Annotated in this window: 20 protein-coding genes and 2 pseudogenes; 10 read left to right on the top strand and 12 right to left on the bottom strand. The window is 68.0% G+C overall.

Features of this window, described 5'->3' with window-relative positions; all coding sequences use genetic code 11:
• Nucleotides 1-84 precede the first annotated feature (84 nt).
• The 7 genes from HCA44_RS19095 to HCA44_RS19065 form a co-directional block, all read right to left on the bottom strand.
• The gene (locus HCA44_RS19095) at nt 85-843 is read right to left on the bottom strand and encodes an SDR family oxidoreductase (protein ID WP_169650913.1); all 759 of its coding nucleotides are present in this window, start codon (nt 841-843) and stop codon (nt 85-87) included.
• Nucleotides 844-896: 53 nt separating this feature from the next.
• On the bottom strand, nt 897-2,054 hold the full coding sequence (locus HCA44_RS19090; RefSeq protein WP_169650905.1) for an acyl-CoA dehydrogenase family protein: 1,158 nt from the start codon (nt 2,052-2,054) through the stop codon (nt 897-899).
• Between the two features lie 22 nt (nt 2,055-2,076).
• Nucleotides 2,077-2,706, bottom strand: a complete 630-nt coding sequence (locus HCA44_RS19085; RefSeq protein WP_169650904.1) for a TetR/AcrR family transcriptional regulator — start codon at nt 2,704-2,706, stop codon at nt 2,077-2,079.
• Between the two features lie 27 nt (nt 2,707-2,733).
• Nucleotides 2,734-3,495 (bottom strand): 3-hydroxyacyl-CoA dehydrogenase, encoded by a 762-nt coding sequence (locus tag HCA44_RS19080; protein WP_169650903.1) that lies wholly within the window; start codon nt 3,493-3,495, stop codon nt 2,734-2,736.
• A gap of 49 nt (nt 3,496-3,544) precedes the next feature.
• Nucleotides 3,545-4,738, bottom strand: coding sequence for an acetyl-CoA C-acyltransferase (locus HCA44_RS19075; protein ID WP_169650902.1), 1,194 nt, complete (start codon nt 4,736-4,738; stop codon nt 3,545-3,547).
• Nucleotides 4,739-4,778: 40 nt separating this feature from the next.
• A complete protein-coding gene (locus HCA44_RS19070; RefSeq protein ID WP_169650901.1) occupies nt 4,779-5,582 on the bottom strand; it encodes a crotonase/enoyl-CoA hydratase family protein in 804 nt (267 codons plus the stop codon).
• Between the two features lie 129 nt (nt 5,583-5,711).
• On the bottom strand, nt 5,712-6,344 hold the full coding sequence (locus tag HCA44_RS19065) for a TetR/AcrR family transcriptional regulator (protein ID WP_169650900.1): 633 nt from the start codon (nt 6,342-6,344) through the stop codon (nt 5,712-5,714).
• A 324-nt stretch (nt 6,345-6,668) separates the two neighbouring features.
• Between HCA44_RS19065 and HCA44_RS19060 the strand changes: the two genes are divergently transcribed.
• From HCA44_RS19060 to HCA44_RS19045, 3 genes and pseudogenes are all read left to right on the top strand, one after another.
• On the top strand, nt 6,669-7,514 hold the full coding sequence (locus HCA44_RS19060; protein ID WP_169650899.1) for a hypothetical protein: 846 nt from the start codon (nt 6,669-6,671) through the stop codon (nt 7,512-7,514).
• 652 nt (nt 7,515-8,166) lie between these two features.
• Nucleotides 8,167-9,075, top strand: a pseudogene (locus tag HCA44_RS19050) (DUF222 domain-containing protein); the annotation flags it as partial.
• 28 nt (nt 9,076-9,103) lie between these two features.
• Nucleotides 9,104-9,730, top strand: a complete 627-nt coding sequence (locus HCA44_RS19045) for an HAD family hydrolase (RefSeq protein ID WP_169650897.1) — start codon at nt 9,104-9,106, stop codon at nt 9,728-9,730.
• Nucleotide 9,731: 1 nt separating this feature from the next.
• Here the strand turns inward: HCA44_RS19045 and HCA44_RS19040 are convergent, their stop codons facing one another.
• Nucleotides 9,732-10,202 (bottom strand): flavodoxin family protein, encoded by a 471-nt coding sequence (locus tag HCA44_RS19040; protein WP_169650896.1) that lies wholly within the window; start codon nt 10,200-10,202, stop codon nt 9,732-9,734.
• Between the two features lie 304 nt (nt 10,203-10,506).
• On the opposite strand from HCA44_RS19040, the gene HCA44_RS21135 reads away from it, so the two are divergent.
• From HCA44_RS21135 to HCA44_RS19005, 7 genes are all read left to right on the top strand, one after another.
• Complete coding sequence (locus HCA44_RS21135; protein ID WP_169650895.1) at nt 10,507-10,611, top strand: potassium-transporting ATPase subunit F; 105 nt, start codon at nt 10,507-10,509, stop codon at nt 10,609-10,611.
• Nucleotides 10,611-12,311 (top strand): potassium-transporting ATPase subunit KdpA, encoded by a 1,701-nt coding sequence (kdpA, locus tag HCA44_RS19030; protein ID WP_169650912.1) that lies wholly within the window; start codon nt 10,611-10,613, stop codon nt 12,309-12,311. The genes HCA44_RS21135 and kdpA overlap by 1 nt, the downstream gene beginning before the upstream one ends.
• A 35-nt stretch (nt 12,312-12,346) precedes the next feature.
• Nucleotides 12,347-14,431, top strand: coding sequence for a potassium-transporting ATPase subunit KdpB (gene kdpB, locus HCA44_RS19025; RefSeq protein WP_169650894.1), 2,085 nt, complete (start codon nt 12,347-12,349; stop codon nt 14,429-14,431).
• Between the two features lie 5 nt (nt 14,432-14,436).
• Complete coding sequence (locus HCA44_RS19020; RefSeq protein WP_169650893.1) at nt 14,437-15,078, top strand: potassium-transporting ATPase subunit C; 642 nt, start codon at nt 14,437-14,439, stop codon at nt 15,076-15,078.
• A gap of 25 nt (nt 15,079-15,103) precedes the next feature.
• Nucleotides 15,104-17,620: a DUF4118 domain-containing protein gene (locus HCA44_RS19015; protein ID WP_169650892.1), complete on the top strand. Its 2,517-nt coding sequence runs from the start codon at nt 15,104-15,106 to the stop codon at nt 17,618-17,620.
• The gene (locus HCA44_RS19010) at nt 17,617-18,294 is read left to right on the top strand and encodes a response regulator (RefSeq protein WP_169650891.1); all 678 of its coding nucleotides are present in this window, start codon (nt 17,617-17,619) and stop codon (nt 18,292-18,294) included. Before HCA44_RS19015 ends, HCA44_RS19010 begins: the two co-directional genes overlap by 4 nt.
• Before the next feature lie 167 nt (nt 18,295-18,461).
• Nucleotides 18,462-20,093, top strand: a complete 1,632-nt coding sequence (locus tag HCA44_RS19005; RefSeq protein ID WP_169650890.1) for an ABC-F family ATP-binding cassette domain-containing protein — start codon at nt 18,462-18,464, stop codon at nt 20,091-20,093.
• A gap of 6 nt (nt 20,094-20,099) precedes the next feature.
• Here the strand turns inward: HCA44_RS19005 and HCA44_RS19000 are convergent, their stop codons facing one another.
• The 4 genes and pseudogenes from HCA44_RS19000 to HCA44_RS18985 form a co-directional block, all read right to left on the bottom strand.
• Nucleotides 20,100-21,608, bottom strand: a complete 1,509-nt coding sequence (locus HCA44_RS19000; RefSeq protein ID WP_169650889.1) for a sodium:solute symporter family protein — start codon at nt 21,606-21,608, stop codon at nt 20,100-20,102.
• Between the two features lie 89 nt (nt 21,609-21,697).
• A pseudogene (locus tag HCA44_RS18995) lies at nt 21,698-22,745 on the bottom strand (2-oxoglutarate and iron-dependent oxygenase domain-containing protein).
• Nucleotides 22,742-23,548 (bottom strand): hypothetical protein, encoded by an 807-nt coding sequence (locus HCA44_RS18990; protein ID WP_169650888.1) that lies wholly within the window; start codon nt 23,546-23,548, stop codon nt 22,742-22,744. Before HCA44_RS18990 ends, HCA44_RS18995 begins: the two are co-directional and overlap by 4 nt.
• Nucleotides 23,549-23,678: 130 nt before the next feature.
• Nucleotides 23,679-24,356, bottom strand: a complete 678-nt coding sequence (locus tag HCA44_RS18985) for a TetR/AcrR family transcriptional regulator (RefSeq protein WP_169650887.1) — start codon at nt 24,354-24,356, stop codon at nt 23,679-23,681.
• Nucleotides 24,357-24,465 lie beyond the last annotated feature (109 nt).

Below are 24,465 nucleotides of genomic sequence, written 5' to 3'. Positions count from 1 at the left end.
ACATCTACGTAGACACCCGTGTCTCACATCTACGTAGACAGCACAGAGTCCAGGCACGCCGAAAACACTCACAGGGGAGGCGGGTCAGAAGATCGAGTAGCCGCCGTCGATCACGGTGGACGACCCGGTCTGGAAGCGCGAGGCGTCGCTCGCCAGGTAGACGGCGATGCCCTCGAAGTCCTCCGGCGTGCCCCACCGGCCGAGCGGAACCCGCGAGATGACGTTGTCGGTGAACGACTCCCAGCTCTGCAGGCCCTCGGTCATGTCGGTCGCGATCCATCCGGGCAGCACGCTGTTGACCCGGATGCCGTCGCGCGCGAATTCCACCGCGCAACCGTTCGCGAGTGCGAGCACACCGGCCTTGGTCATCGCGTACGCCTGGTTGCGGGCCGCGCCCTGCACCGCGCCGAGGCTCGACGTCACGATGACCGATCCGCCGGTGCCCTGCGCGAGGAGTACTTTCGCCGCCTCGCGCAGCGTGAAGTACGCGCCGTCGAGATTGGTCGCGAGCACCTTGCGGTAGGTTTCCGTCGACGAGTCGACGAACTTCGCCACGCCCGCACCGATGCCCGCGTTGACCACGAGGGTGTCGAAGCCGCCGAGCTCGTCGGCGGTCGCGGCGACGGCCTCGGCGACGGCGTTCTCGTCGGCGACGTCGACCGACTGTGTCACCACCTTGCCGCCGTGTTCCGCGAGCTCCGCCTCGGCCGAGGCGAGCCGATCCGGATTACGGCCCCACAGCGCGACGTCGGCGCCGGCCTTCGCGAGGCCGCGCGCCATGCCGAGGCCGATGCCCGCCGAGCCACCCGTCACGAGCGCCCGTGTGCCGGTCAGATCGAACATGCTGTCCTTCGCCATGATTGTCCTCCTGCTCACCGGCTGCGTGAACCCACCGGCTACTTGAACTCGGCGGCGATGTCGCGGCCGATGATCTCCTTCATGACCTCGGTGGTGCCGCCGTAGATCGTCTGGATGCGGGTGTCCACGTAGGCGCGACCGATCGGGTACTCCATCATGAAGCCGTATCCGCCGTGGATCTGCACGCCACGGTCGACCACGCGCTTCTGCAGTTCGGTGGCCCACCACTTCGCCTTCGACGCGTCAACCGCGGTCAGCTCGCCCGCATTGAGTGCGAGAACGCAACGGTCGATGTGGGATTCGGTGATCTCGATCTCGGTGAGCATTTCGGCGAGCGCGAACCGTGTGTTCTGCAAGTCGCCGATCGGCCTGCCGAATGCCTGACGCTCGAAGGCGTAGGTCTTCGTCCACTCGTAGGCGGCCCGCGCCGCGCTGATCGCACCGACCGCGATGCCGATGCGCTCGAGCGGCAGATTCTCCATGAGGTGGATGAAGCCGCGGCCCTCGACGCCGAGCAGATTGCCGGCCGGGACGCGGGCGTCCTCGAACACGAGCTCGGCGGTGTCCTGCGACGCGAGCCCCACCTTGTGGAGTTTGCGTCCGCGGCTGAAACCAGGTGTGTCCCGCTCGACGACGATGAGCGAGAAGCCCTTCGAACCCGCACTCGGATCGGTGCGGCACACGACGATCACGATGTCCGAGTGGATGCCGTTGGTGATGAACGTCTTCTGGCCGTTGATGACCCATTCGTCGCCGTCGCGCACCGCGGTGGTCTTGACACCCTGCAGATCGGAGCCCGCGCCCGGCTCGGTCATCGCGATCGCGCCGATGTGCTCGCCGGTCGCCATCTTCGGCAGCCACCGCTGCTTCTGTTCGTCGGTACCGAGATGCACGATGTAGGGGATCGCGATGTCGTCCTGCAGTGCGAGGCTGCCGCCGTACGACGTGACGCCTGCACGCGCGATCTCCTCCGTGACGACCTGCCGGAAGCGGTAGTCGGTGACACTCGACCCGCCGAACTCCTCGGGCACACCGAGGCCGAGGACGCCGACCTTGCCCGCGGCGACGTACGACGCGCGGTCGATCAGCCGATCCTCCTCCCACTGCAGGAAGTGCGGCTCGACCTCGCGGGCGAGAAATTCGCGGACGGTGCCGCGGTAGTCCTCGTGGTCGGAATCGTAGTGCGTGCGTTGCATGGTTTCTCCTTGCTCGAGCAGGTCACGCGTGTGCGGGTGGCGCCGGGCACCCGACGACGCGCAGGGCGATGGCGGTGTAGCGGTCGGCGACGTCGTCCGGGGTCAGCGGTCCGTCGGGCTGGAACCAGCGTGCGATCGACTGCCCCATGCCGAGCAGGGCGCGCACCGTGCCGGGGACGTCGTCGACGACGAAGACGCCCGCGTCGACACCCTCGGTGACGAGCGCGAGCATCATCAGTTCGAGTTCCTTGCGGGTCGCGGCGTACGCGCGGCGGTTTTCGGGCGACAGGTGCCGCACCTCGGAGTCGAGCGCGGACGGTCGGGCGCGGTGCGTCATGTTGAGCACGACGGCCTCGAAGAAGTACGAGAAGCGGAGCACCGGGTCGTCGCCCGCATCGGCGACGGCGGCGCGGCAGCGGTCGATGAGCGTGCGGACCGCCGATTCGAGCAGTGCCACGAGAATCGCTTCCTTGTTCTCGTGGTGGTAGTACAGCGCCGGCACCGTGACGCCGACGCGGCGCGCAAGATCGCGCACCGTGGTGCCGTGGAAGCCGTTCTCGTGGAAAGCATCCAGGGCATGACACAGGATGGGGCCGAGCTGCACCTGCTCGAAGTCCCGCCATGTCGCGGCGGGCTGCGGCTGTGCAGTCATCGGCCCCTCCTCACGTGCCGAGGGCGATCAGCGCGGTGCCATGCGGATCGCGCCGTCGAGACGGATGACCTCGCCGTTGAGCATCGGGTTCGACACGATGTGGGCAGCGAGCGCGCCGTACTCGGACGGATCGCCCAGCCGTGCCGGGTGCGGAACCTGCTGGCCGAGCGACTGCTGCGCCTCTTCCGGCAGCGAGCCGAGCAGCGGCGTCTTGAACAGGCCCGGCGCGATGGTGACGACGCGGATCTGCAGCGACGCGAGGTCACGCGCGATCGGCAGCGTCATGCCGACGACGCCGCCCTTGGACGCCGAGTACGCAGCCTGCCCGATCTGGCCGTCGAACGCCGCGACCGACGCGGTGTTGACGATCACGCCGCGCTCGCCGTCGACGGGCTCGGTCTTCGCGATGCGCTCCGCTGCAAGGCGAATGACGTTGAACGTGCCGATCAGGTTGACGTCGATGACCTTCTTGAAGCCGTCGAGCGGGAACGCGCCCTTCTTGCTGACGGTCTTGACCGCGTTGCCGATGCCTGCGCAGTTGACGGTCACGCGCAGCGGGCCGAGCGATTCGGCGACGTCGAGGGCTTCGCTCACGGCGGCTTCGTCGGTGACGTCGGCGGCGACGAAGCGCACTCGGTCGCCGAGTTCCTTCGCGACGGCCTCGCCGTTGGACGACGGCAGGTCGATGATGACGACCTGTGCGCCGTCGGCGAGGAGGGCCTTGGTGGTGGCGAGGCCGAGTCCGGACGCTCCGCCGGTGACGACGGCGACGCTGTCGTTGACGATCATGTGATTCCTTTCGGGTCAGGGTGTTTCGTGTACTGGGCGGCCGATGTGGTCAGACGCGTTCGATGACGGTGGCGTTGGCCATGCCCGCGCCCTCGCACATCGTCTGCAGACCGTAACGGCCGCCGGTGTTCTCGAGGTGATTGACCAGCGTCGTGAGCAGACGCGTGCCCGACGAGCCGAGTGCGTGCCCGAGGGCGATCGCGCCGCCGAGCGGGTTGAGCTTGGCGGGGTCGGCGCCGAGTTCCTGTGCCCACGCGAGCGGCACCGGCGCGAACGCCTCGTTGACCTCGTACGCGTCGATGTCGTCGATGCTCAGGCCGGCCTTCGTCAGCACCTTGCGGGTCGCGGGGATCGGTGCGGTGAGCATGAAGATCGGGTCGTCGCCGGTCACGGCGAACGAGTGGAAGCGCGCCCGCGGCGTCAGCCCCAGCTTGTTCGCGGCCTCTTCGCTCATGATGAGCACCGCGGACGCGCCGTCGGTGAGTGGCGACGAGTTGCCGGGCGTGATGTTCCAGTTCGCCTCGGGGAAGCGGGCGGCGTACTCGTCGGTGCGGAACGACGGCTTCAGGCCCGCAAGGCCTTCCGCCGTGGTGGACGCGCGCAGCGTTTCGTCGACCGTGTGCGACACGGTGCGGCCGTCGGCGTCGGTGACGTCGATCGGCACGATCTCGTTCGCGAACGCGCCCGCCTCGAAGGCCGCCGCGGCACGCTGGTGCGACTGCGCCGAGTACGCGTCGAGGGTTTCGCGGTCGATCTTCCACTTCGCCGAGATGAGCTCGGCCGAAATGCCCTGGTTGACGAGACCTTCCGGGTAGCGGGAGCGGATGCCCGGGCCGTGCGTGTCCTTGCCGAGGGTCGCGGTGCCCATCGGGATGCGGCTCATCGACTCGACGCCGCACGCGATCACGATGTCGTAGGCACCGGCGATGACGCCCTGCGCCGCGAAGTGCGCGGCCTGCTGGCTCGATCCGCACTGACGGTCGATCGTGGTGGCGGGCACCGATTCCGGGAATCCGGCCGACAGCAGCGCGGTGCGCGAGATGTTCAGTGCCTGTTCGCCCGCCTGCGCGACGCAACCGCCGATGACGTCGTCGACCTGTGCGGGGTCGAGGTCGTTGCGCGAGGTGATCGAACGGAGCACGTGGGCGAGTAGCTCGACGGGGTGGGTACCCGACAGCGCGCCGCCCATCTTGCCTTTACCGGACGCGAGGCGAACCGCGTCGACGATGACTGCATTGGTCATGACTGAAGTCCTTTCGGAACTACTGGATACGGAGGGACGGTCAGCGTCCCTTCCAGACGGGTTCGCGCTTCTCCGCGAAGGCGCGCGGGCCTTCCTGGGCGTCTTCACTGCCGAAGACGAGTGCAAGAGCCTTCGTGTTCGCGTCCCACGCACCCTGCTCCCAGTCGGGTTCGAGGGCGGTGCGGTGGATCATGGCCTTCGACTCGCGCACCGACAGTGGTGCGTTGACGGCGATCTTCTCGGCCAGCTCGAGCGCGACGTCGAGCGCCGTGCCCGCGGGCGCGACGCGGTTGACGAGGCCGAGTTCCTTGCCCTGCGCGGCGCTGATCGGCTCGCCGGTGAGCGCGATCTCGAGGGCGATCTTCTTCGGCACTTGCTGCTGCAGACGGATGACACCGCCCGCGGCCGCGAACAGGCCACGCTTGACCTCGGGAAGGCCGAGCTGTGCGTTCTCGTCGACGATCGCGAGATCACTGGCGAGGACCAGTTCGGTGCCGCCGCCGAGCGCGAAGCCGTTGACTGCTGCGATGGTCGGCTTGCTCACCCAGTGCTGGGCGAAGCCGGCGAATCCCCATTCCGGGTGGCCCTCGGCCTCGAGCGACTGCCCCGAGCCGAGTGCCTTGAGGTCGGCGCCTGCACAGAAGGCGCGCCCCGAGCCCGTGATGACGACGACGCGGACCTCGTCGTCGGCCTCGGCCTGCTCGAGGTAGGTGCCGACGGCCGTCGACAGCGCGCCGTTGACCGCGTTCATGGCGCGGGGGCGGTTGAGCGTGATGAGAGCGACGTTGCCGCGGCGCTCGTACAGCGCTGCCGGCTCGGACGCGGTGGTCGGCTCGTCGGCCATGGGTGTGCCCTCCGTGGGTAGCTGGATGGGTGATGCGCCGGGTGCGTGATGCGACGCCGGTTACTTAACGATCGCTAAGATGAGTAGCACGGCAGCTGGCGATCGGTCAATGGCCCGGAAAGTTAACGACTATTCTGCGCTGGTCGCGGAGCCGCCGTGGACCCCGACGATGCGCATCGTGATCGCGACGTAGCGCTCGGCAACCTGTTGCGGCGACAGCGTGCCTTCCGCGTGGTACCAGCGGGGGATCGACTGGCACATGCCGAGGATCGCGCGCGTCGACTCGGCGGGGTCGTCGACGTCGAAGACGCCGCGTGCCGAGCCGTCGCGCACGATCTGCAGCACGACGTCCTCGATGCCCTTGCGCACCGCGCGGTAGCGCCGGCGGTTCTCGCCGCTGAGATAGCGCACCTCGCCTTCCAGCGCGGCGAGGCGCGGCCGCGTCGTCATGCGCAGCACGATCGCCTCGATCACGTTCGCGAGCCGCAGCACCGCGTCGTCGCCGCCGTCGGCGTCCGCGGCACGTACGCGGGCGAGGACGTCCGCCGTCGACAGTTCGAGCAGGGCGATCAGCAGGCCTTCCTTGCTGTCGTGGTGGTAGTAGAGCGCGGGCACCGTGACACCCACCCGGCGCGCGACCTCACGGACCGTCGTGCCGTGATAGCCGTACTCGTAGAACACGTCGAGGGAGGCCGACAGGATCGGCGTCAGCTCGACCGAGCCGAGCTTGCGCCAGTCGAGCCGCTCGTCGGGATCGCTCATCTGTCACCTCGTCCGTCCGCCGTTGGTGACGGGAAGCGTACCGCCGTCGGCTCGGCCCGGGCTTCACGAGTGTCATTCGCTGTGGCGCGCCAGGACGGGTGTTCAAGTGCGCTGCGTCGTCGCAGGTCGTCCAGTCATGTGGTGTATCAGCAGGATTCGAGCGTCGTGTGGTCCTTGCGGCACGTAACACGTGACAGCCGTGCGCGATACACGTATCGAGGATCACGCACGAACGGTGACGGCATGCTCGTACCGCCGTCGCGCCTGACAAATGCGATGCGGGGGTTGCATTTTCAACCAACCACCACTCTCGAAGGGTTCCTCATGCACACGCGACACATCCTCGATTCCGGTCACGTCCGTTCCCGGCGCATTCGTTCGCGGCGCGCCGTCCGGTCGGCACTCGTCGTGGGTGCCGCCACCGCCGCTACGGTCGCCCTCTCCGGTGGCGCGGCCCTCGCGCAACCGACCGACCCCGGCAACGACGCCGGGCAACCGAGCGAAACGATGCCGGTGCGGCCCGAGTCGGACGGCCCGAACGACGTCGTGCCGCAGCCGCCCAAGCAGTCGAGCGGCGATCCGCAGGCGCAGGCACTACCGGGATGCGCCGACTACTGGAATCCCGAGCTCGACAGCTGGTTCATGGTGTGCGGTCGCATCCTGGACAAGTACAACGAACTCGGTGGACCCGACGGGGCGCTCGGACTCCCGACGTCGAACGAACTGACCAACCCCGACGGTGTCGGCAAGCGCACGTCGTTCACCAACGACGCGTCGATCTACTGGTCGCCCGCCACCAATGCACACGAGATCGGCGGCGCGATCGGCGCCGAATGGGCACGTCAGGGGTGGGAGACCGGTAACCACGGTTACCCGACCACCGACGAATCCGATGCGCAGGACGGCATCGGCAGGTTCAACCACTTCCAGGGCAACTCCGACATCTACTGGCATCCCGACACCGGGCCCACCGCGTTCACGGTATGGGGCGAGATCCGTCAAGCATGGGTCGACAGTGGTGCCGAAGGCGGTCGATTCGGCTTCCCGACTGCCAACGAACACGAGATCGAGGGCGGCTGGGCGCAGGACTTCCAGCACGGCACGCTCGAGTGGCGGCCGGGTGGGCCTGCAGTACCGGCCGGGCAGCTCGCACCCGGTGGGGGCAACTGAGTCGGGCTGACGTCGGCCGCCCTGCCGTGCGGCGGGGGTTGTGTTGGGCGGCAGCATGGTTCGTTCGGTCATTGCTTCGAAGATTGTTGTGGGAAACCGTTGACTTCGAAACTGTGTTCGAACTAGGCTTCGTTCATGGGGCCGGGGGAATCAGTAGTAGACGCATCTGGCGGTGAGCCGTGGCAGTTGAGTGACGGCGAGTTGCTCGCGGGGGTCATCGATGTTTCGCGCGCGATCGCCGAATTACAGGCGACGCGTGTCGCGATGATGGGGGAGGTCGAGGTCCGCCGGGTGGCGGTCGAGGCCGGGTATCGCGATGGTGCGGCGTGGTTGGCGGCGCACACCCTGTTGGAGATCGGTGAGGCGCGGGGGATCGTCGCTCTGGCAGGGTCGTTGGTGCAGGAGCCGGAGATCGCAGAAACGGTTGCCTCGGTGGAGGTGTCGGCGAAGCATGCGCAGATCATGTGCGACTTCCTCGAACACCTTCCCGGTGGTTTTCCGAACGCTGTCGAGGAGCCGGAGGCTTTCGTCGAAGCGAAGCGGGAGTGCCGCGAGGCGTTCTTCCTGGCGTCGGGAGTTCGGGGTACGGTCCGCGGGATGCAGCGGGTGAAGGCGACCCTCGAGGCGACGTTCGAGACCGACGAGGCACCGNGTCGAAGCGAAGCGGGAGTGCCGCGAGGCGTTCTTCCTGGCGTCGGGAGTTCGGGGTACGGTCCGCGGGATGCAGCGGGTGAAGGCGACCCTCGAGGCGACGTTCGAGACCGACGAGGCACCGCACAGCGAACGTGCCGATCTCAATCGGTTCGACCTCTCGCGTACCCTGCACGGCCGCTACCTGCTGCGGGGCGACTTGGATGCCGAGTCGGGTGAGTTGCTGCAGGCGGCGTTGTCGAAGCTGTCGGCGCCACGTCCTGCCGAGGACGGCACCCGGGACCCGCGGCCGCCGTCGCAGCGGCGCGCTGATGCTTTGACGGAGGTGGCACGCCGGTTCCTCGGCGCGGGGCTCACGGGTGACGAGGCCGGCGAACGGCCGCACCTGACGGTGGTGATCCCGGAGCGGGACCTGCGGGAGAACCAGGGGCCTGCCATCGACGGCGCCTCCGGCCTCGGTGTGGACGGGCCGCGTGTGCCGTGGACGCCGTGGGGTGGAACCTTGTCCCTCGCGGCTGCCCGTAAGACTGCGTGTGATTCCGACGTCACACCGGTCGTCGTCGACGACGCGGGTGTGCCGCTCGCGATGGGCCGCACCACCCGCCTGGTCACACCGTCGCAGCGCCGGGCACTGCGGGTGCGGGATCGTGGCTGCGCGTTCCCCGGCTGCGGTGCCCCGACCGGGTGGACCGAAGCACACCACATCGTGCCGTGGATCGACGGTGGACCCACCGATCTCGACAACCTCGTGCTGCTGTGCGGGCATCATCATCGATTCCTGCATCACAGCAAATGGAGAGTCGAGATCCACGACGACGACAAGATGCCGTGGTTCACTCCACCACCCACACCACTCGGACCGTGTGAACCACTACCGGCACACCGCAATTCGACACCACTACTCGCGTAGAACAAGGTGATGTGCGACGCTGGCACGCGTGCGTGGACGACTTCCAGACGACCTCCGCTGCGTGGTCTTCGACGTGGGCGAGACTCTCGTCGACGAGACCCGCTTGTGGGCGGAGCTTGCCCGTCGTGCCGGTGTCACGCCCTTCACACTCACGGCCGTCCTCGGCTCGCTGATTGCGCGGGGCGAGGACCATCGCCAGATATGGGACATCCTCGGCTGCGAGCGGCCCGACACCACCGTCGTCGTGGAGCGAGATGACTTGTACCCCGACGCGCTCGAATGTCTTGCAGCCGTCCGAACCGCCGGGCTGACCGTAGGTATCGCGGGAAACCAGCCCGAAGGCGCGGAGGATCAGTTGCTGGCACTCGGCTTCACTGCCGACTTCCTGGCGTCGTCGACACGATGGGGCGTCGCCAAGCCCTCGGTCGAGTTCTTCGAACGTGTGCTCGTGTCTGCACACTGCCCCGCGCCGGCCGTGTTGTACGTGGGAGACCGTCTCGACAACGACGTGCTGCCTGCACGCGCGGTAGGAATGCGCACGGCGTTGCTCCGACGGGGCCCGTGGGGCTACCTGCACTCGAGAGCCCCCGAGGCACACCTCGCGGATCTTCGCCTCGACTCGCTGACCCAACTGTCGCGCTTGGTGACAGGCTGACCTACTCCGTTCCGACCTTCGTGCGTACCTGTTCGGCGTACGTGCGCGCTGCGAGTAGGTCGTCGGCATCGGGTCGTCCTTTACGGACGCCGCCCACCAGCTTCAACGGCAGGTAGGTGTCGAACCCGCGGCACGAGAACGGATCGAGCGTGTCGAACCCCTTCTGCCTGAGCGTCTGCCGAAGTGGGCGCGTGTAGCGGCGGAACGGCGGTTCCGGAAAACCGCTCGACGAGAACAGGAACGCTGCCCCCGCCTGATGCGATGGCAGCGCGCTGACAAACGCGCGTAACTCCGGATGGAAGGACATGTTGAAGATGCCCGACCCGAATCCGACGACGTCGTAGCCCACGACGTCGGCTGGATCGATCTCGTCCGGCGTGACGACAGGCGCCGACAGCACCTCGCTCATCACGTCCGCGACCTTCGTGGTGTTGCCGTGCGAGACAGACACGCACACGATCAGTGATTTCACGATCCTCCTCCTGTCGCCGAGAAGACACATACGCCTACACCTACGACGGCACAGCTGTGGTCGGTGTGACGCCGGCACCTCAAGAAAGCGTGAGAATCCGTGCGGACGGACGTCAAGATCCCGTAAGGATCTTCGCCCCGGTTGCTTTTCGCGCGCAGGCTCCACGACGGGCTCGACACACGAGCTCGGACGGCGTGGAGGGAGAGACCGAGGTGGTCGAGGTGCTGTACCCGGTGTTGACAGTGGGTGGATTCGCGTTGTGCGGGCTGGTCGCCGGCGCACTGGTCCGCGGAGGGCGAGAGCAGTGACAGCAGCAGGCATCGTGAGCGGTGGGCTTGTGGCGCTCGCGGTGGCGGTCGTGGTCTATCTCGTCGTCGCGCTGGTCGATCCCGAGAGGTTCGGACAGTGATCGACCCGGCTCTCGCGGCGGGGCTGCAACTGGCCCTGGTCGTCGGCGTCCTCGCCGTCGCCTATGTTCCGCTCGGCGACTACATGGCCCGCGTCTACGCCACCGATGGGGATCGGCGAAGCCCGGATCTCCGCATCGAATCGTTGATCTACCGGCTGGGGCGCATCGACGCCACCCGCGACCAGACATGGTTCGGTTATGCAACCAGTGCGCTGGGGCTCTCCTTCGTCTCGGTCGTGTTCCTCTATGCCCTGCAACGCATTCAGGGCGTGCTGCCGCTGTCCGGGGGCATGGAGTCGGTGAGCCCAGCCGTCGCGTTCAACACCGCAGTGTCGTTCGCGACCAATACCAACTGGCAGTCGTACGTCCCCGAGACGACGATGAGTCATGTCACCCAGGCTGCCGGCCTCGCGGTGCAGAACTTCGTCTCGGCCGCGGTGGGCATGGCGGTGGCCATCGCGCTCATCCGCGGCTTCGTACGTGCGCGCAGGTCGGGCGAGATCGGCAATTTCTGGGTCGATCTGACGCGCGGCTGTCTCCGAATCCTGCTGCCACTATCGATCGTGGTGGCGCTGATCTTCCTGTCCCAGGGCGTCGTGCAGTCCTTCAAGTACGGGTTCGACGCGACGGGTCTCGATGGTGCGTCGGTCACCAACGCGCTCGCGCCGGTTGCGTCGCAAGAGGCGATCAAACTGCTCGGCACAAACGGTGGTGGAATTCTGGCCGCGAACTCGGCGCACCCGTTCGAGAACCCGACACCGATCAGCAATGTTGTGCAGATTCTGGCGATCCTGCTCATTCCCGTATGCCTCACGCGCACCTTCGGAACCTTGATCGGTTCGCGCAAGCAGGGCCTCACGATCCTCGGAGTCATGACACTGCTGTACGGGGCGGTGCTCGCGATCACTTATTCGGCTGAATCCGGCCTCAGGGGAATAGCTTCCGTCGCCGCGGGTGAGATGGTGGAGGGCAAGGAGATCCGGTTCGGTCTCGGTGGCTCGGTGCTGTTCGCGGTGAGTACGACTGGTACCAGCACCGGCGCGGTCAACTCCGCGCACGACAGCATGTCCCCTCTCGGTGGCGGCGCGGTCCTGCTCAACATGCTGCTCGGCGAGATTGCCCCCGGCGGAGTCGGGTCCGGCCTCTACGGCATTTTGATGCTCGCAATCGTTGCGGTGTTCGTGGGTGGCCTACTCGTAGGCCGCACACCACAGTTCCTCGGCAAGAAGATGGGACGGCGCGAGATCACTCTTGCCGCGCTGTCGGTTCTCGTGATGCCGGTAATCGTCCTCGTCGGTGCGGCGGTGACCTTCGTGTTGTCGTCGACGTCGGACGTTCTCGGCAACACCGGAGACCCGGGTACACCCGCCGCGATCCACGGTTTCACAGAGGTGCTGTATGCGTTCGCGTCCGCCGCCAACAACAACGGCAGTGCGTTCGGCGGCCTCACGGTCACTGGCGACTGGTTCCAGTCGGCACTCGGCATGGCCATGCTCTTCGGCCGCTACCTGCCGATCGTGTTCGTGCTTGCGCTCGCAGGGGCGCTCGCGTCGCAGCGTCGCGTGCCGTCGACGGCCGGGACGCTGCCCACGACCGGTGTCGCTTTCGGCGGTCTGCTGACCGGTACGGCCGTTCTCGTCGCCGCACTCACTTTCTTCCCCGCGCTCGCGCTCGGCCCGCTCGCGGAGGCCCTGCAATGAGCACCCTCGCAAAGAAACTTCAGCACAGGAGTGACATGGTCGTCTCCACCCTCCCCGACGCCCCCGGCGACATCGACAACGCGGCGCCGACGCGACACGTGTCGGTGAGCTCGTTCCGGCCGCGGCAGCTGATCTCGGCGCTGCCAGGCGCGTTCCGTAAGCTCGATCCCCGCCATGTGGCCCGCAACCCGGTGATGTTCGTGGTCCTCCTGGGGTCCGTGGTCACCACGGTCTATGCGGTGGTCGATCCAAGCGTGTTCACGTGGCTGGTGTGTGCGTGGTTGTGGTTCACGGTACTGTTTGCGGGTCTCGCCGAATCGGTCGCCGAGGATCGCGGCAAGGCGCAGGCGGCCACCCTGCGGCAGGCCAAACAGGGCTTGTCCGCCCGTCTGCTCGGAGATTCGGTCGGCGAGAGCAGCGTTGCCGCGACGGGCTTGAAGGTCGGTGACCTCGTAGTCGTCGAAGCGGGCGAGACCATTCCGGGCGACGGTGACGTCGTCGAGGGCATTGCAACCGTCGACGAGTCGGCGATCACCGGCGAATCGGCGCCCGTCGTCCGCGAGTCCGGCGGCGACCGATGTGCAGTTACCGGTGGCACGATCGTATTATCCGACCGGATCGTCGTGCGGATCACCGCGCCGCCGGGCGCGACGTTCGTCGACCGCATGATCGCACTTGTCGAAGGTTCGTCGCGGCGTAAGACGCCCAACGAGATCGCGCTCGATATCCTGCTGGCGTCGCTCACGATCGTCTTCGTCGTCGCCGTGGTGGCGATTGGTCCGATGAGTGCGTTCTCCGGCAGCGAACAGCATCCCGTGCACTTGATCGCGTTGCTGGTGTGCCTGATTCCGACGACCATCGGGGCGTTGTTGTCGGCGATCGGCATCGCCGGTATGGACCGGCTTGTGCAACGCAATGTACTCGCGCGGTCCGGCCGCGCCGTCGAGGCGGCGGGCGATATCGACACGCTGCTGTTGGACAAGACCGGCACTATCACGTTCGGCAACCGACGTGCGACGGCGCTGCACCCGGCACCGGGGGTCGACGAGTCGGAGTTCGCTGCCGCGGCGCACCTGGCCAGCATGGCCGACGACACTCCGGAAGGCCGCAGCATCGCGGCCCTGTGCGTCGATCGGTATGCGAGTGCACCGCTCGGCGTGACGCGGGTCGCGACGGTGCCGTTCAGCGCGCACACGCGGATGAGTGGTGTCGATGCCGATGCCCGCAGCATCCGCAAAGGTGCGTCCGATGCGGTCGCTGCGTGGGTGAGCAGTGTGGACGGCGGTGTGGTCGATACGGAGATCCTCACCGTCGTGGACCGGGTGGCAGAGGCGGGCGGCACACCGCTACTCGTCGCAGAATCCGACGGCAGCGCGGCACGCGTCCTCGGCGTCGTCGAGCTGTCGGACGTCGTCAAACCGGGTATCGCCGAGCGGTTCTCGCAGCTTCGCGCGATGGGCATCCGGACGGTCATGGTGACCGGCGACAATCCGCGCACCGCTGCGGCGATCGCGATGCAGGCCGGTGTCGACGACGTGCTGGCCCAGGCCACCCCTGAGGACAAGCTCGAACTGATCCGCCGCGAACAGGCCGGCGGCCGACTCGTTGCCATGACCGGGGACGGCACAAACGACGCCCCCGCGCTCGCGCAGGCCGACGTCGGTGTCGCGATGAACACGGGTACGTCGGCCGCGAAGGAGGCCGGCAACATGGTCGACCTCGACTCTGACCCGACCAAGCTCATCGACATCGTCGAGATCGGCAAACAGTTGCTCGTCACCCGCGGGGCGCTGACGACGTTCTCGCTCGCGAACGACCTCGCGAAGTACTTTGCGATCTTGCCCGCGCTGTTTGCCGGTGTGTACCCGCAGCTGTCGGCACTCAACGTGATGGGTTTGGCGACACCGCAATCAGCGATCCTGTCGGCAGTCGTCTTCAACGCTCTCGTGATCGTCGCCCTCACCCCGCTTGCGCTGCGCGGCGTCCGGTTCCAGCCGTCCACCGCGAGCACACTGCTCGGCAAGAACCTGCTCGTCTACGGTCTCGGCGGTGTCGTCACACCGTTCCTCGGGATCTGGCTCATCGATCTCGTCGTTCGGCTCATTCCGGGAATCGGGTGAATCCAATGTCTCTCGTCACTCTTCGACGCGGTCTGCTGGCGCAGCTCCGGCCCGCTGTCGTGGTGCTGGCCGCGTTGACCGTCGTACTCGGCATCGGGTATCCGGCCGTCGTATGGCTCGCCGGGCGCGCGGTCCACGAGCAGTCCGAGGGGTCGGCTCTCGCCGATGCCAACGGGTGTGTGATCGGCAGCTCGCTGATCGGGGTCGACCCGCAGGTCGAGGCCGGGCAACCCGATCCCTACTTCCACACCCGCGTGACCGGTGCGGCCGCCGCCGACGACGCGTTCGCGGTGTCCGATCCGGCGGCCGCGCTGCCGTCCAACCTCGGCCCGAGCAGTGACACGCTCGCGAAATTCGTCGCCCAGCGTAGGGCCGCAGTCGCCGCACGCGAGCAGGTCGACCCCTCGTTGGTGCCCACCGATGCCGTCACTGGCTCGGGTTCGGGTATCGACCCCCACATCTCGCCCGAGTACGCGCAGTTGCAGGTCGCGCGAGTCGCCGAGGTCAACGGGCTGTCCGAGCAGCATGTGCTCGACCTCGTTCACCGCCACACCGACGGTGCCACCGCCGGATTCCTCGGCGCCGCGCGGGTCAACGTGCCGGAACTGAATGTCGCACTCGGGTTGACCGCTCCTACATGCCAGTGAGGCAACACGGACGGATGATGGGGGAATGAACGAGCCCGCAGGACGTCGGGGGCGGTTGCGGATCTATCTGGGAGCCGCCCCGGGAGTGGGAAAGACCTATGCGATGCTCGGCGAAGCGCGCAGGCGCCTCGATCGGGGCACCGATGTCGTGGTCGGGGTCGTCGACACGCACGGGCGGGCACGTACCGCCGAGCAACTCGACGGCCTCGACCGTGTGCCGCCGCGGCGTGCCGAGCATCGTGGGGCGGTACTCGAGGACATGGACCTCGATGTGGTGCTCGCGCGCCGGCCTCAGGTCGTCCTCGTCGACGAACTCGCCCACACCAATGCGCCCGGCGGCAGGCATGCCAAGCGGTGGCAGGACGTCGTGGAGTTGCTCGACGCCGGCATCGACGTGCTGTCGACGCTCAACATCCAGCACCTCGAGTCGCTGGGCGACGTCGTCGAGCAGATCACCGGAGTGCTGCAGCAGGAGACGGTGCCCGACGAGTTCGTGCGTTCGGCCGAACAGATCCAATTGGTCGACTCGACACCCGAAGCGCTGAGGAGCCGCCTCGCGCACGGCAATGTGTACCCGGCCGAACGGATCGACGCGGCCACCAACAACTACTTCCGGCAGGGCAATCTCACCGCGCTCCGCGAGATCGCACTGCTGTGGCTTGCCGATCACGTCGACATCGCACTCGCAAAATACCGAGACGACAACGCTATCCACGACATGTGGGAGGCACGCGAACGCGTAGTCGTTGCAGTCACCGGTGGAGCCGAAACGGAGACGCTGATCCGCCGTGCGAGCCGCACCGCGGCGAAGTCGAGCGCCGAGCTGCTGGTGGTGCACATCGTGCGAGGTGACGGGCTCGCCGGAATCCCACTCGCGCGGATGACCCGCATTCGCGAACTCGCGGGCGCGGTCGGTGCGAGTGTGCACAACGTGGTAGGCGACGATGTACCGAACACGCTGCTCGAGTTTGCGCGCGCGACTAACGCGACGCAGCTCGTCGTGGGGACGTCCCGACGCAGTCGAGTCGCGCGGATGTTCGACGAGGGCGTCGCGGCCGCGATCGTACGTCGCGCAGGCAGCGTCGATGTGCATATGGTGACCCACGAGCACACGTCGTCTGCGCCGCGGCTTGCGCTGTTCGGTCGTCGTCACCACCGGACGCTGTCCTGGTCGGCGGCATTCTTGGTGCCTGTCCTCGGCGCGGCCTTGATCTCCCTGGCCAATCGTGTGCTCGACACCGACAGTCAGGGCGCGCTGTTCTTCGTCGTCGTACTCGCGGTCGCATTGTTCGGCGGCATAGGGCCCGCTGTGGTGGCTGCGTTGTTTGCCGGACTGCTGCTCAACTTTTTCTTCACAGACCCTCGGTACAGCCTCACAATCGCCGAACCGACCAACTTCGTCACGACCGTCGTGCTGCTCGTCGTCGCGGTGGCGGTTGCGGCACTCGTGGACGACGCGGCGCGCCGCGCGCGGGAGGTGCGCATCGCCGCCAGACAGGCGGAGTTGCTGACGCTGTTCGCGGGCGCGGTGCTGCGCGGGGCCGATGTGTCGGCACTGCTCGAGAACGTGCGCGAAACCTACGGTCAACGCGCCGTCGCGGTCGCGCGTCGAGACGGCCGCGCCGTCGAGGTCGTCGCACACGCAGGGCCGAAGCCTCCGGTCTCACCGGAGGCTTCGGACACGTCGTGCGTCGTCGACGATGTCTACGCGCTGCTGCTGGAGGGGCCGCCGCTCCCCGCGCATGAGCGCACCGTGCTCAATGCCGTGGCCGCGCAAGCTGTGGCACTGATCCGGCAGCAGGCCCTCGCGCGCGACGCCGCGACTGCGTCGGCCCTCGCGGAGACGGATCGGTTGCGGCGGCTGCTGCTGTCCGCCGTGAGCCACGACCTGCGGACGCCCCTTGCGGCCGCGAAGGCGGCCGTGTCGAGTCTGCGCAGCACCGACGTGGAGTTCTCGCCCGAGGACACCACCGAACTACTCGCCACCGTCGAGGAATCGACGGACCAGCTCACCGCGCTCGTCGAGAACCTGCTCGACTACTCGAGGATCACCGCGGGCGTCGTGAGTCCGACCCTGGGGCCGGTCTATGTCGAGGAGATCGTGCACCGTGTGCTCCTGGGCGTTTCTGCGGGCGGTCCGCGACTGCGCGGGCTCGTGCGGGACAACGTCAAGGTGGCGGATGTCGATGTCGTCGTGCTCGCCGACGGCGGATTGCTCGAGCGTGCGCTGGCCAACCTCGTCGACAACGCACTCAAGTACGCGCCGGGCAGCCTCGTCACGATCGCTGCCGCCACCGTCGCCGGTGACCGCGTCACGATCACTGTCGCCGACCACGGCCCGGGCATGGATCCGGACGCGCCTCGAAGTACACGGGCGTTCTCGACCGGAGACCGCGACAACACCACCGGGGCCGGGCTGGGGCTGATCGTGGTCGGCGGTTTCGTGGAGGCGATGGGTGGCGCCGTCGCCACACGGCAGACCGCGGGAGGCGGTACGACGATGGAGGTTACGCTCGCCGTGCCCGGAAAGGAGCAGCCGTGACGCGCATCCTGGTCGTCGACGACGAACCGCAGCTGTTGCGCGCGTTACGTATCAACCTCACTGCACGCGGCTACCAGGTGACGACGGCGGCCGACGGGACAAGCGCCTTGCGCGCTGCTGCGGAAGCACGCCCCGACGTGATCGTCCTCGACCTCGGATTGCCGGACATCGACGGCATCGAGGTTTTGGCAGGGCTGCAGGGATGGAATCGTGCGCCCGTGATCGTGCTGTCGGCGCGCACCGACTCGGCCGACAAGGTGGCCGCACTCGACACCGGCGCCGACGACTACGTCACCAAACCGTTCGGCATGGACGAGTTCCTCGCCCGCGTGCGCGCGGCGGTGCGACGGGGCGTCGACCGCGCACCGGTCGACGCTGTCGTCGCCACCGACACGTTCGCCGTCGATCTTGCGGCCAAGCGCGTGACTCGCGATGGAGCCACCGTGCATCTCACGCCCACCGAATGGGCCATCCTCGAGATGCTGGTCCGCAACAGCGGCAAACTCGTCGGCCGCCGCGAACTGCTCACCGAGGTGTGGGGGTCGCAGTACGTGTCCGAAAACCACTACCTGCGCGTGTATCTCGCCCAGCTACGGCGAAAACTCGAGCGGGACCCTGCGAATCCGACGCATCTGCTCACCGAGGCAGGGATGGGCTATCGGTTCGAGGTGTGAGGATTGCGTGCGTGAACTCACGTGACGCGCACAGCGCGTATCGGTAGCCTGGTGTCGTGCATTTGTATTTCCTCTGACGGCTGACCGAGCGACCGGATCCCGGGGACGACCCCGCGATGCCGGCGCCTCGTGCTTTCCACTTCCCGCCGTCATGTCGAAGGAAATCCATGTCCACGTCTCTTCCCGCGCGCTCGCGCGCCCAGATCACCCTCACCGGCGTCGAGGTCACCCGCGGCGCCACCGTCGTCCTGCGTGACGTCGACCTCACGGTCACCCCGCATTCCCGGATCGCGCTCGTCGGCGAGAACGGTCGCGGCAAGTCGACGTTGTTGCACGTCGTCGCCGGCTCGCTCACGCCGGACGCGGGTGTGGTCCGGCGGTTCGGCACCCTCGGTGTGGCCGAGCAGGAGATGCCCGCCGACGACGGGCGCACCGTCGGTGACGCCGTCGGCGATGCGATCGCCGACGCGCTGCGTGCGCTGTCCGAACTCGATTCGGCCGCAGATGCCCTGGCGCAGGGCGAACCGCACGCCGACGAACGGTATGCGTGCGCGCTCGACGCCGCCACCACCCTCGACGCGTGGGACGCCGAGCGTCGCGTCGACCAGGCGCTCGACGCACTCGGGGCCGAGACCGACCGCGCGCGGCCGCTTCGTGAGCTGTCGGTCGGGCAGCGTTACCGTGTGCGGCTCGCGTGCCTGCTCGGTGCCGAGCACGACTTCCTGTTGCTCGACGAGCCGACCAATCATCTGGACCGTGGCGGACTCGATTTTCTGACCGATCGATTACGTTCGCGGGCAGGGGGTGTCGTGCTCGTCAGTCACGATCGCACGCTGCTGCGTGACGTCGCAGACACCGTCGTCGATCTCGATCCGACGTCGGACGGCCGGCCCCGCGTGTACGGCGGCGGCTACGCCGGGTATCTCGACGGCCGCCGCGCCGAACGTGAACGCTGGGAACAGCAGTACGCGCGCCAACAGTCGGAACATGCTCGGCTGCAGGATGATCTGCAGTCGGCGCGGGACCGGCTGGTCACCGGTTGGCGGCCCGACAAGGGCACCGGCAAGCACCAGCGGGCGACGCGAGCCGCGGGTCTCGTGCAGAGCGTGCACCGTCGCCAGGCGGATCTCGACGCGCACGCCGTCACGGTGCCGGAGCCGCCGCAGCTGCTGCGCTTTCCCGAGTTGCCCACGCGACGCGGCAGCGAACTGCTGACGGCACACGACATCACCGTCGACGGAAGGCTTCCCGCTCCGGTGTCGTTGTCGGTGACCGGGCGATCGCGGCTCGTGGTGGTGGGGCCGAACGGTGCCGGAAAATCGACACTCCTGAACGTACTCGCGGGCTTCCCGCCGAGTTCCGGGACGGTCCACCGCAGCTCCGGCACCCGCGTCGGGCATCTGGCACAGGAATCGTCGCTGCCCGTCGACGAGCGGGCAGCGGAGCTCTACGAACGCCGCGTCGCACAGGCGGTCGTGTCCGGGATCCTGCCGCAATCGCGGGCGGTGCCGCTGTCGTCGCTCGGACTCGTGCGCGACACCGAGGCGGCCAAGCGCGTCGGCGAGCTGTCGATGGGGCAGCAGCGACGGCTCGAACTGGCGCTCGTCCTCGCGACGCGGCCGCACGTCCTGCTGCTCGACGAACCGACCAACCACCTGTCGGCCGCACTGGTCGACGAGTTGACCGACGCGCTGGGCGCCACGGCCGCGGCCGTGGTGGTGTCGACGCACGACCGGCAACTACTCACCGACCTCGATGCGTGGCCGAGGTACGAGCTGTCGCCGGTCGCGGTCGAGTAACCGTGATCAGCCGACGGCATCCGCCGTCGCGTGCACCGGGGGCGTGGGTGCGGTCGTGTCGGCGGCCGCACCCACGCGCGGCACCGGCGCGGTGCGTGGCCTCGTCACGACGGCTACGGTGACGTACGCGAGGAGGGACGCGAGCGCCGCGACGAAGGTCGTCCAGCCGTCGACGCTCGCGCTCACGAGGTCGTTCGGGATGTACAGCAAGGTGTTCTCGACCCCGTAGATGGTGGGGGTCAGCACGAAGAACCCGATGCGCACCGTGATCCCCACCGCGACGGACGCGGCCACCGCGCGGCCGTCGCCCCACTTCCAGTACAAGCCGAGGATGAACGGCGTGACGATGCTCGCGAGCAACAGGTCGAAGGTGAGGGTCAGCAGGATCCCGGTCTGCGGCACGCGCAGCGCGACGAGCGCCCCGAGCGCAGCCATCGGGAGCATCGCGAGCCGCGTCGCCTTCATGACGTCCCCGGACACCGAGGGATTGTCGCCACCCACACGCAGAACATTGCGTACGGCAACGGTCGCGGTGGACAGCAGAATTCCGCTGACCGTGGTGAGTGAGGCGATCACGAGCCCCGAGATCACGACGATGCCGAGCCACGTCGGGGCGTACTCGCCGAGCAGGACGTAGAGAATCGGGCCGTGCGCCGCGTCGTCGCCGACGATGGTGACCGCCGCGACCGCGACGAGGGACAGCGGCACGCACAGCAACACGATAGTGCCGGCTGCGGAAAAGCACGCGCGCTGAGCGACTTCCGGAGAGCGTGCCGAGAACACCCGCTGCATCAGGTCGATCGCGACGAGATTGCCGAGGCCGAGTGCGACGATGGTCGCCCAGTTGATCGCCGCTCCCTCCGCGGCACTCGTCAACTGCCCGAGGCCGGTCACGCCGAGACCCTCCGGCGCCGAGAAGCCGGGGCCGAACGCGACCCACGCGGTGAGCGAGACGATACCGACCGCCAGGATCGCGAACTGCACGACGCCCGTGTACACACTCGCGAACATCCCACCGGCCATCGTGTAGGCGAGGACGAACGGGACGAGCGCGAGCACGGCCCACGTGTAGTCGATTCCGACGAAGTATTCGAGCAGGAAGCCGAGTGCGACCAGATTGCCCGCGAGCAGGATGCCGAAGCTCGCGACGGTGAGCACGGATGCGGTGATCTCGGTGCCTCGCCCGAACCGGCGGGCGAAGAACTCGGGCAGCGTGACGATCTCGGTGGCGCGCAACTTGCGTGCGAAGAACACGCCGACCAGCAGCACACTGAGCGCGATGCCCAAGGGCATCGCAGCCCCGGCCCAGAAGCCGAAATTTGCTGCCAGGTCGGCACTTCCGAGGGTCGCATTCGAGTCGACGACCTGTGACATGAGCAGGACGGTGACGATGGGAGCGCCGAGGGTGCGCCCGGCGAGCAGGAAGTTGCCCGCTTCGCCCCGCACCCGACGCGTCGAGTAGAAGCCGGCGGCGAGTACCACCGCGATACAGACCGCGACACCGGTGATGATCATGTTGCTCCAAAGGTTCGGTCGGCGTGGGGAGGTTCGGTCGGTGTGGGGGGAACGCCGGGCGCGGCGGTGAGCCCGGCGAGCGACGCGCGTCAGCGGGCGCCGAGTTCGGCCTCACGGCCGAGCGAGTACAACGGCCGTGCCCCGGATGGCAATGCGACGCTGCCGTCGGCGACGCGGCGCCGCAGATAGTCGAAACTCTGTGCGGTCTGCGCGAACAGGTGCTCACCCGCGACGACGGACGGATAACGCGCGCCGCCGTTGCGCGTGAACCGGTCCATCGGTGCGACAGTGGTGTCGTAGTCGACATTGAAGAACAACGGATACGAGTACCGCTCCTGGGCAACCTTGCGGACGCGGTGCGAGGTCGCGACGAACTCGCCGTTGGTCCAGATTTCCAGGAGGTCACCGGTATTGAGGACCAGCGCGTCGTCGCGGAACGGTACGTCGATCCACTCGCCTGCACCGTTCATCACCTCGAGTCCGGGTGCGGTCGGCCGCAGCAGTGAACACCTCGTAGTCGGTGTGTGCGCCGATGCCCGGCCGATCGTGTGCGGAAGCGTCGTAGGGGTAGTGGACGAGCCGCAGCTGGGACGGCGGAGTCGTGACCCAGCGGTCGAAGAGGTCCTCCGGTTCGCCGAGCGCGAGCGCGAAGGCGCGCAATACGTGCCTGCCGAGGTCGAAGACCGCGTCGTAGTAGCGGCGGACCGGTTCGGCGAAGCCGTGCAGGTCGGGCCACTGGTTGGGCCCGAGCAGCGGGTTCCCGGCGAGATATCGGGGGTCGTCGGCGGGCAGGTCGATCGACAGGTCGAACGCTTCCTTCGCGTCGGGCGTGCCGCCCGCGAAGACCTCCTCGCCGGGAGGGACGTAGCCGCGGTGGTTGGTGGATCGCCCGATGTAGGCGTGCATCTTGCGTTCGGGGGGAAGTGCGAAGAATCGCTGTGCGGCGTCGTACATCGCGGTGAACGTGTCGTCGGCGACACCGTGCCCGACGATCTGTGCGAAGCCGACGTCCCGGGCGGCGCGGCCGAGTTCCTCGGCGCATGTCGCACGCGCCCGTGGGTCGGGCGAACGTAGGCGGGAGACGTCGATCACGGGTACCGCGGTGAACGCGGCGTGTGCGGCGGACGTGTCGGTCATGGTGTGCTCCTGGTCGACTGGGAGTCGCAGACGGCCCAGTTACGGCGGACTTCCTGTCCGTTCGGGTCGAAATCGGTGACCGTCACCGTCGATTCGCCGAGCAGCGGGCCGAGTTGCGCGCCTTCACGGAACGGCAGAGTCGACATCGTGACCGTCCACGCCGCGCCGGCGGGGCCCCTCACGGTGCCGATGCACACCTCGCAGTCGAACAGCGCACGGGCGTCGTCGTCGCTCACGGCGGCGTCGATCGCGTCGGTGAGGGCGCCGCGGAATCCGTCGGCGCGCCCGCGGGCCCACCCGAATCGGTTCCCGACGACGACCAGCACGCCCCGGGCGCCGGTGTGAGGGTCGACGAGTTGCCACTCGCGGGCTTCGCCGCGTCCGACGATCCGCCAGTGCTCGAGGTAGTCGGCGTGCACCCCGCGCTCGTGCACGATGTCGGGGCCGGCGAGTTCGAGGACCCCGGCGTCGGCTGGTGTGTCGGGGTGCAGATCGACCTCGTGGGACCACACGACATGGCTCCCGCGGGTGCCCGCGACGTGCCCGTCGACGAGACGGCCGGCGAAACCCTGCTGACGGGCGAGGGCGTGCAGATCGGCGCGGTCGAGGTCGGCCAGGCATCCGGCGGTGGGCGCGACGAAATCTGCGGGCCGGCGCACGTCGCAGTACCACTGCGCCCCCTGGACCCAGGTGACGGTGCTCGTGTCGTCGAGTTCGCCGTCGGCGGCGAGCAGCGTGCGGTTCAACTCCATGCCCGCCAGCGATCCGGCGCCGACGGACACCGCCGAAGATGTCGGCTCCACCCGAATAACTGTCATGCGACAGAAAATTACCGCCGATGTGAACGGCGGTGGTTACGCCGCAGTAAAGAGCTCATTACGTCGCCTTCGACGTATAACCATGCTGTGTGACAACGATATTGGCGAGTCGAGCTCAGGAAGGCGCTGCGGCGGCAAGTGCCTGACCGGCTCGCGCGGCTTCCATCCCGGCGGCCGGACCGAGGCCGACAACACGCAGGGCCGCGTCTGCAGTGCGCGTCGCGAACCCGTCGTCGATGCTCGTGCCGCCCACGCCGTCGAGGTCTTGGCGGCGGCGCAGGATCGCGCTCTCCACGAGGCCGAACACGAGGTCGGCGAGATCCTGCGCGACGGCGTCGCCGACGTCGGGGCACGCGCGCACGAGCGTGCGGTAGACGGCGCGCAGGCGCGTCCGCTCCGCGTGGAATGCGGCGAACCGCTCGTCGGACAGCTCGGGCAGCAGGTACAGCGCGCCGAGGTTCTCCGGCCCGGACACGAGCAGTCGGGTGTCGAAGGCACACAGCGCCCACAGTCGTGCCGGGGCGGGGGCGTCGCTGGTCACGAGATGCTCGGCGAAGGCGACCGACGGCTGCACGGTCTCGAGCAGCAGCGTCGACAGAATCTCGTGCTTGCCCGCGAAGTAGTGGTACATCGTCGCCTGGGAGATTCGCGCGGCGCGTGCGATGCGATAGGTACTGACGCTGCCGTAGCCCTCGGTGCAGAACAGCTTTCCGGCCGCCTGCAGGATCTCCTGCTCCGTCGTCAGCCCGGTGCTGGACGGACCGGATGCTCGGGGACGTCCGCGACCTGCCACGAGGCGATCGTACGTGCGACCGGCTCGAGCGGGCCGCCGCGGGTGCCCGTCGGCCCGGTTAACGCACGTTTTACGTCGGCGAGACGCGCGTGACACGGCCGGCCGGTTC

This window comes from Rhodococcus sp. HNM0569, assembly GCF_012726205.1.
Taxonomy (GTDB): domain Bacteria; phylum Actinomycetota; class Actinomycetes; order Mycobacteriales; family Mycobacteriaceae; genus Rhodococcus_F.
The sequence above is the reverse complement of the archived record's forward strand: the minus strand, read 5'-3'. Positions and strand labels throughout refer to the sequence as shown.

Excerpts from the sequence above, each read along its gene's own strand:
- kdpB (WP_169650894.1), top strand. The coding sequence starts at position 12,347 with ATGGTCGTCTCCACCCTCCCCGACGCCCCCGGCGACATCGACAACGCG.
- HCA44_RS19000 (WP_169650889.1), bottom strand. The coding sequence starts at position 21,608 with ATGATCATCACCGGTGTCGCGGTCTGTATCGCGGTGGTACTCGCCGCC.
- HCA44_RS19080 (WP_169650903.1), bottom strand. The coding sequence starts at position 3,495 with ATGATCGTCAACGACAGCGTCGCCGTCGTCACCGGCGGAGCGTCCGGA.
- HCA44_RS19070 (WP_169650901.1), bottom strand. The coding sequence starts at position 5,582 with ATGGCCGACGAGCCGACCACCGCGTCCGAGCCGGCAGCGCTGTACGAG.
- HCA44_RS19060 (WP_169650899.1), top strand. The coding sequence starts at position 6,669 with ATGCACACGCGACACATCCTCGATTCCGGTCACGTCCGTTCCCGGCGC.
- HCA44_RS19085 (WP_169650904.1), bottom strand. The coding sequence starts at position 2,706 with ATGACTGCACAGCCGCAGCCCGCCGCGACATGGCGGGACTTCGAGCAG.
- HCA44_RS19020 (WP_169650893.1), top strand. The coding sequence starts at position 14,437 with ATGTCTCTCGTCACTCTTCGACGCGGTCTGCTGGCGCAGCTCCGGCCC.
- HCA44_RS19065 (WP_169650900.1), bottom strand. The coding sequence starts at position 6,344 with ATGAGCGATCCCGACGAGCGGCTCGACTGGCGCAAGCTCGGCTCGGTC.
- HCA44_RS19095 (WP_169650913.1), bottom strand. The coding sequence starts at position 843 with ATGTTCGATCTGACCGGCACACGGGCGCTCGTGACGGGTGGCTCGGCG.
- HCA44_RS19090 (WP_169650905.1), bottom strand. The coding sequence starts at position 2,054 with ATGCAACGCACGCACTACGATTCCGACCACGAGGACTACCGCGGCACC.
- HCA44_RS19015 (WP_169650892.1), top strand. The coding sequence starts at position 15,104 with ATGAACGAGCCCGCAGGACGTCGGGGGCGGTTGCGGATCTATCTGGGA.
- HCA44_RS19005 (WP_169650890.1), top strand. The coding sequence starts at position 18,462 with ATGTCCACGTCTCTTCCCGCGCGCTCGCGCGCCCAGATCACCCTCACC.
- HCA44_RS19075 (WP_169650902.1), bottom strand. The coding sequence starts at position 4,738 with ATGACCAATGCAGTCATCGTCGACGCGGTTCGCCTCGCGTCCGGTAAA.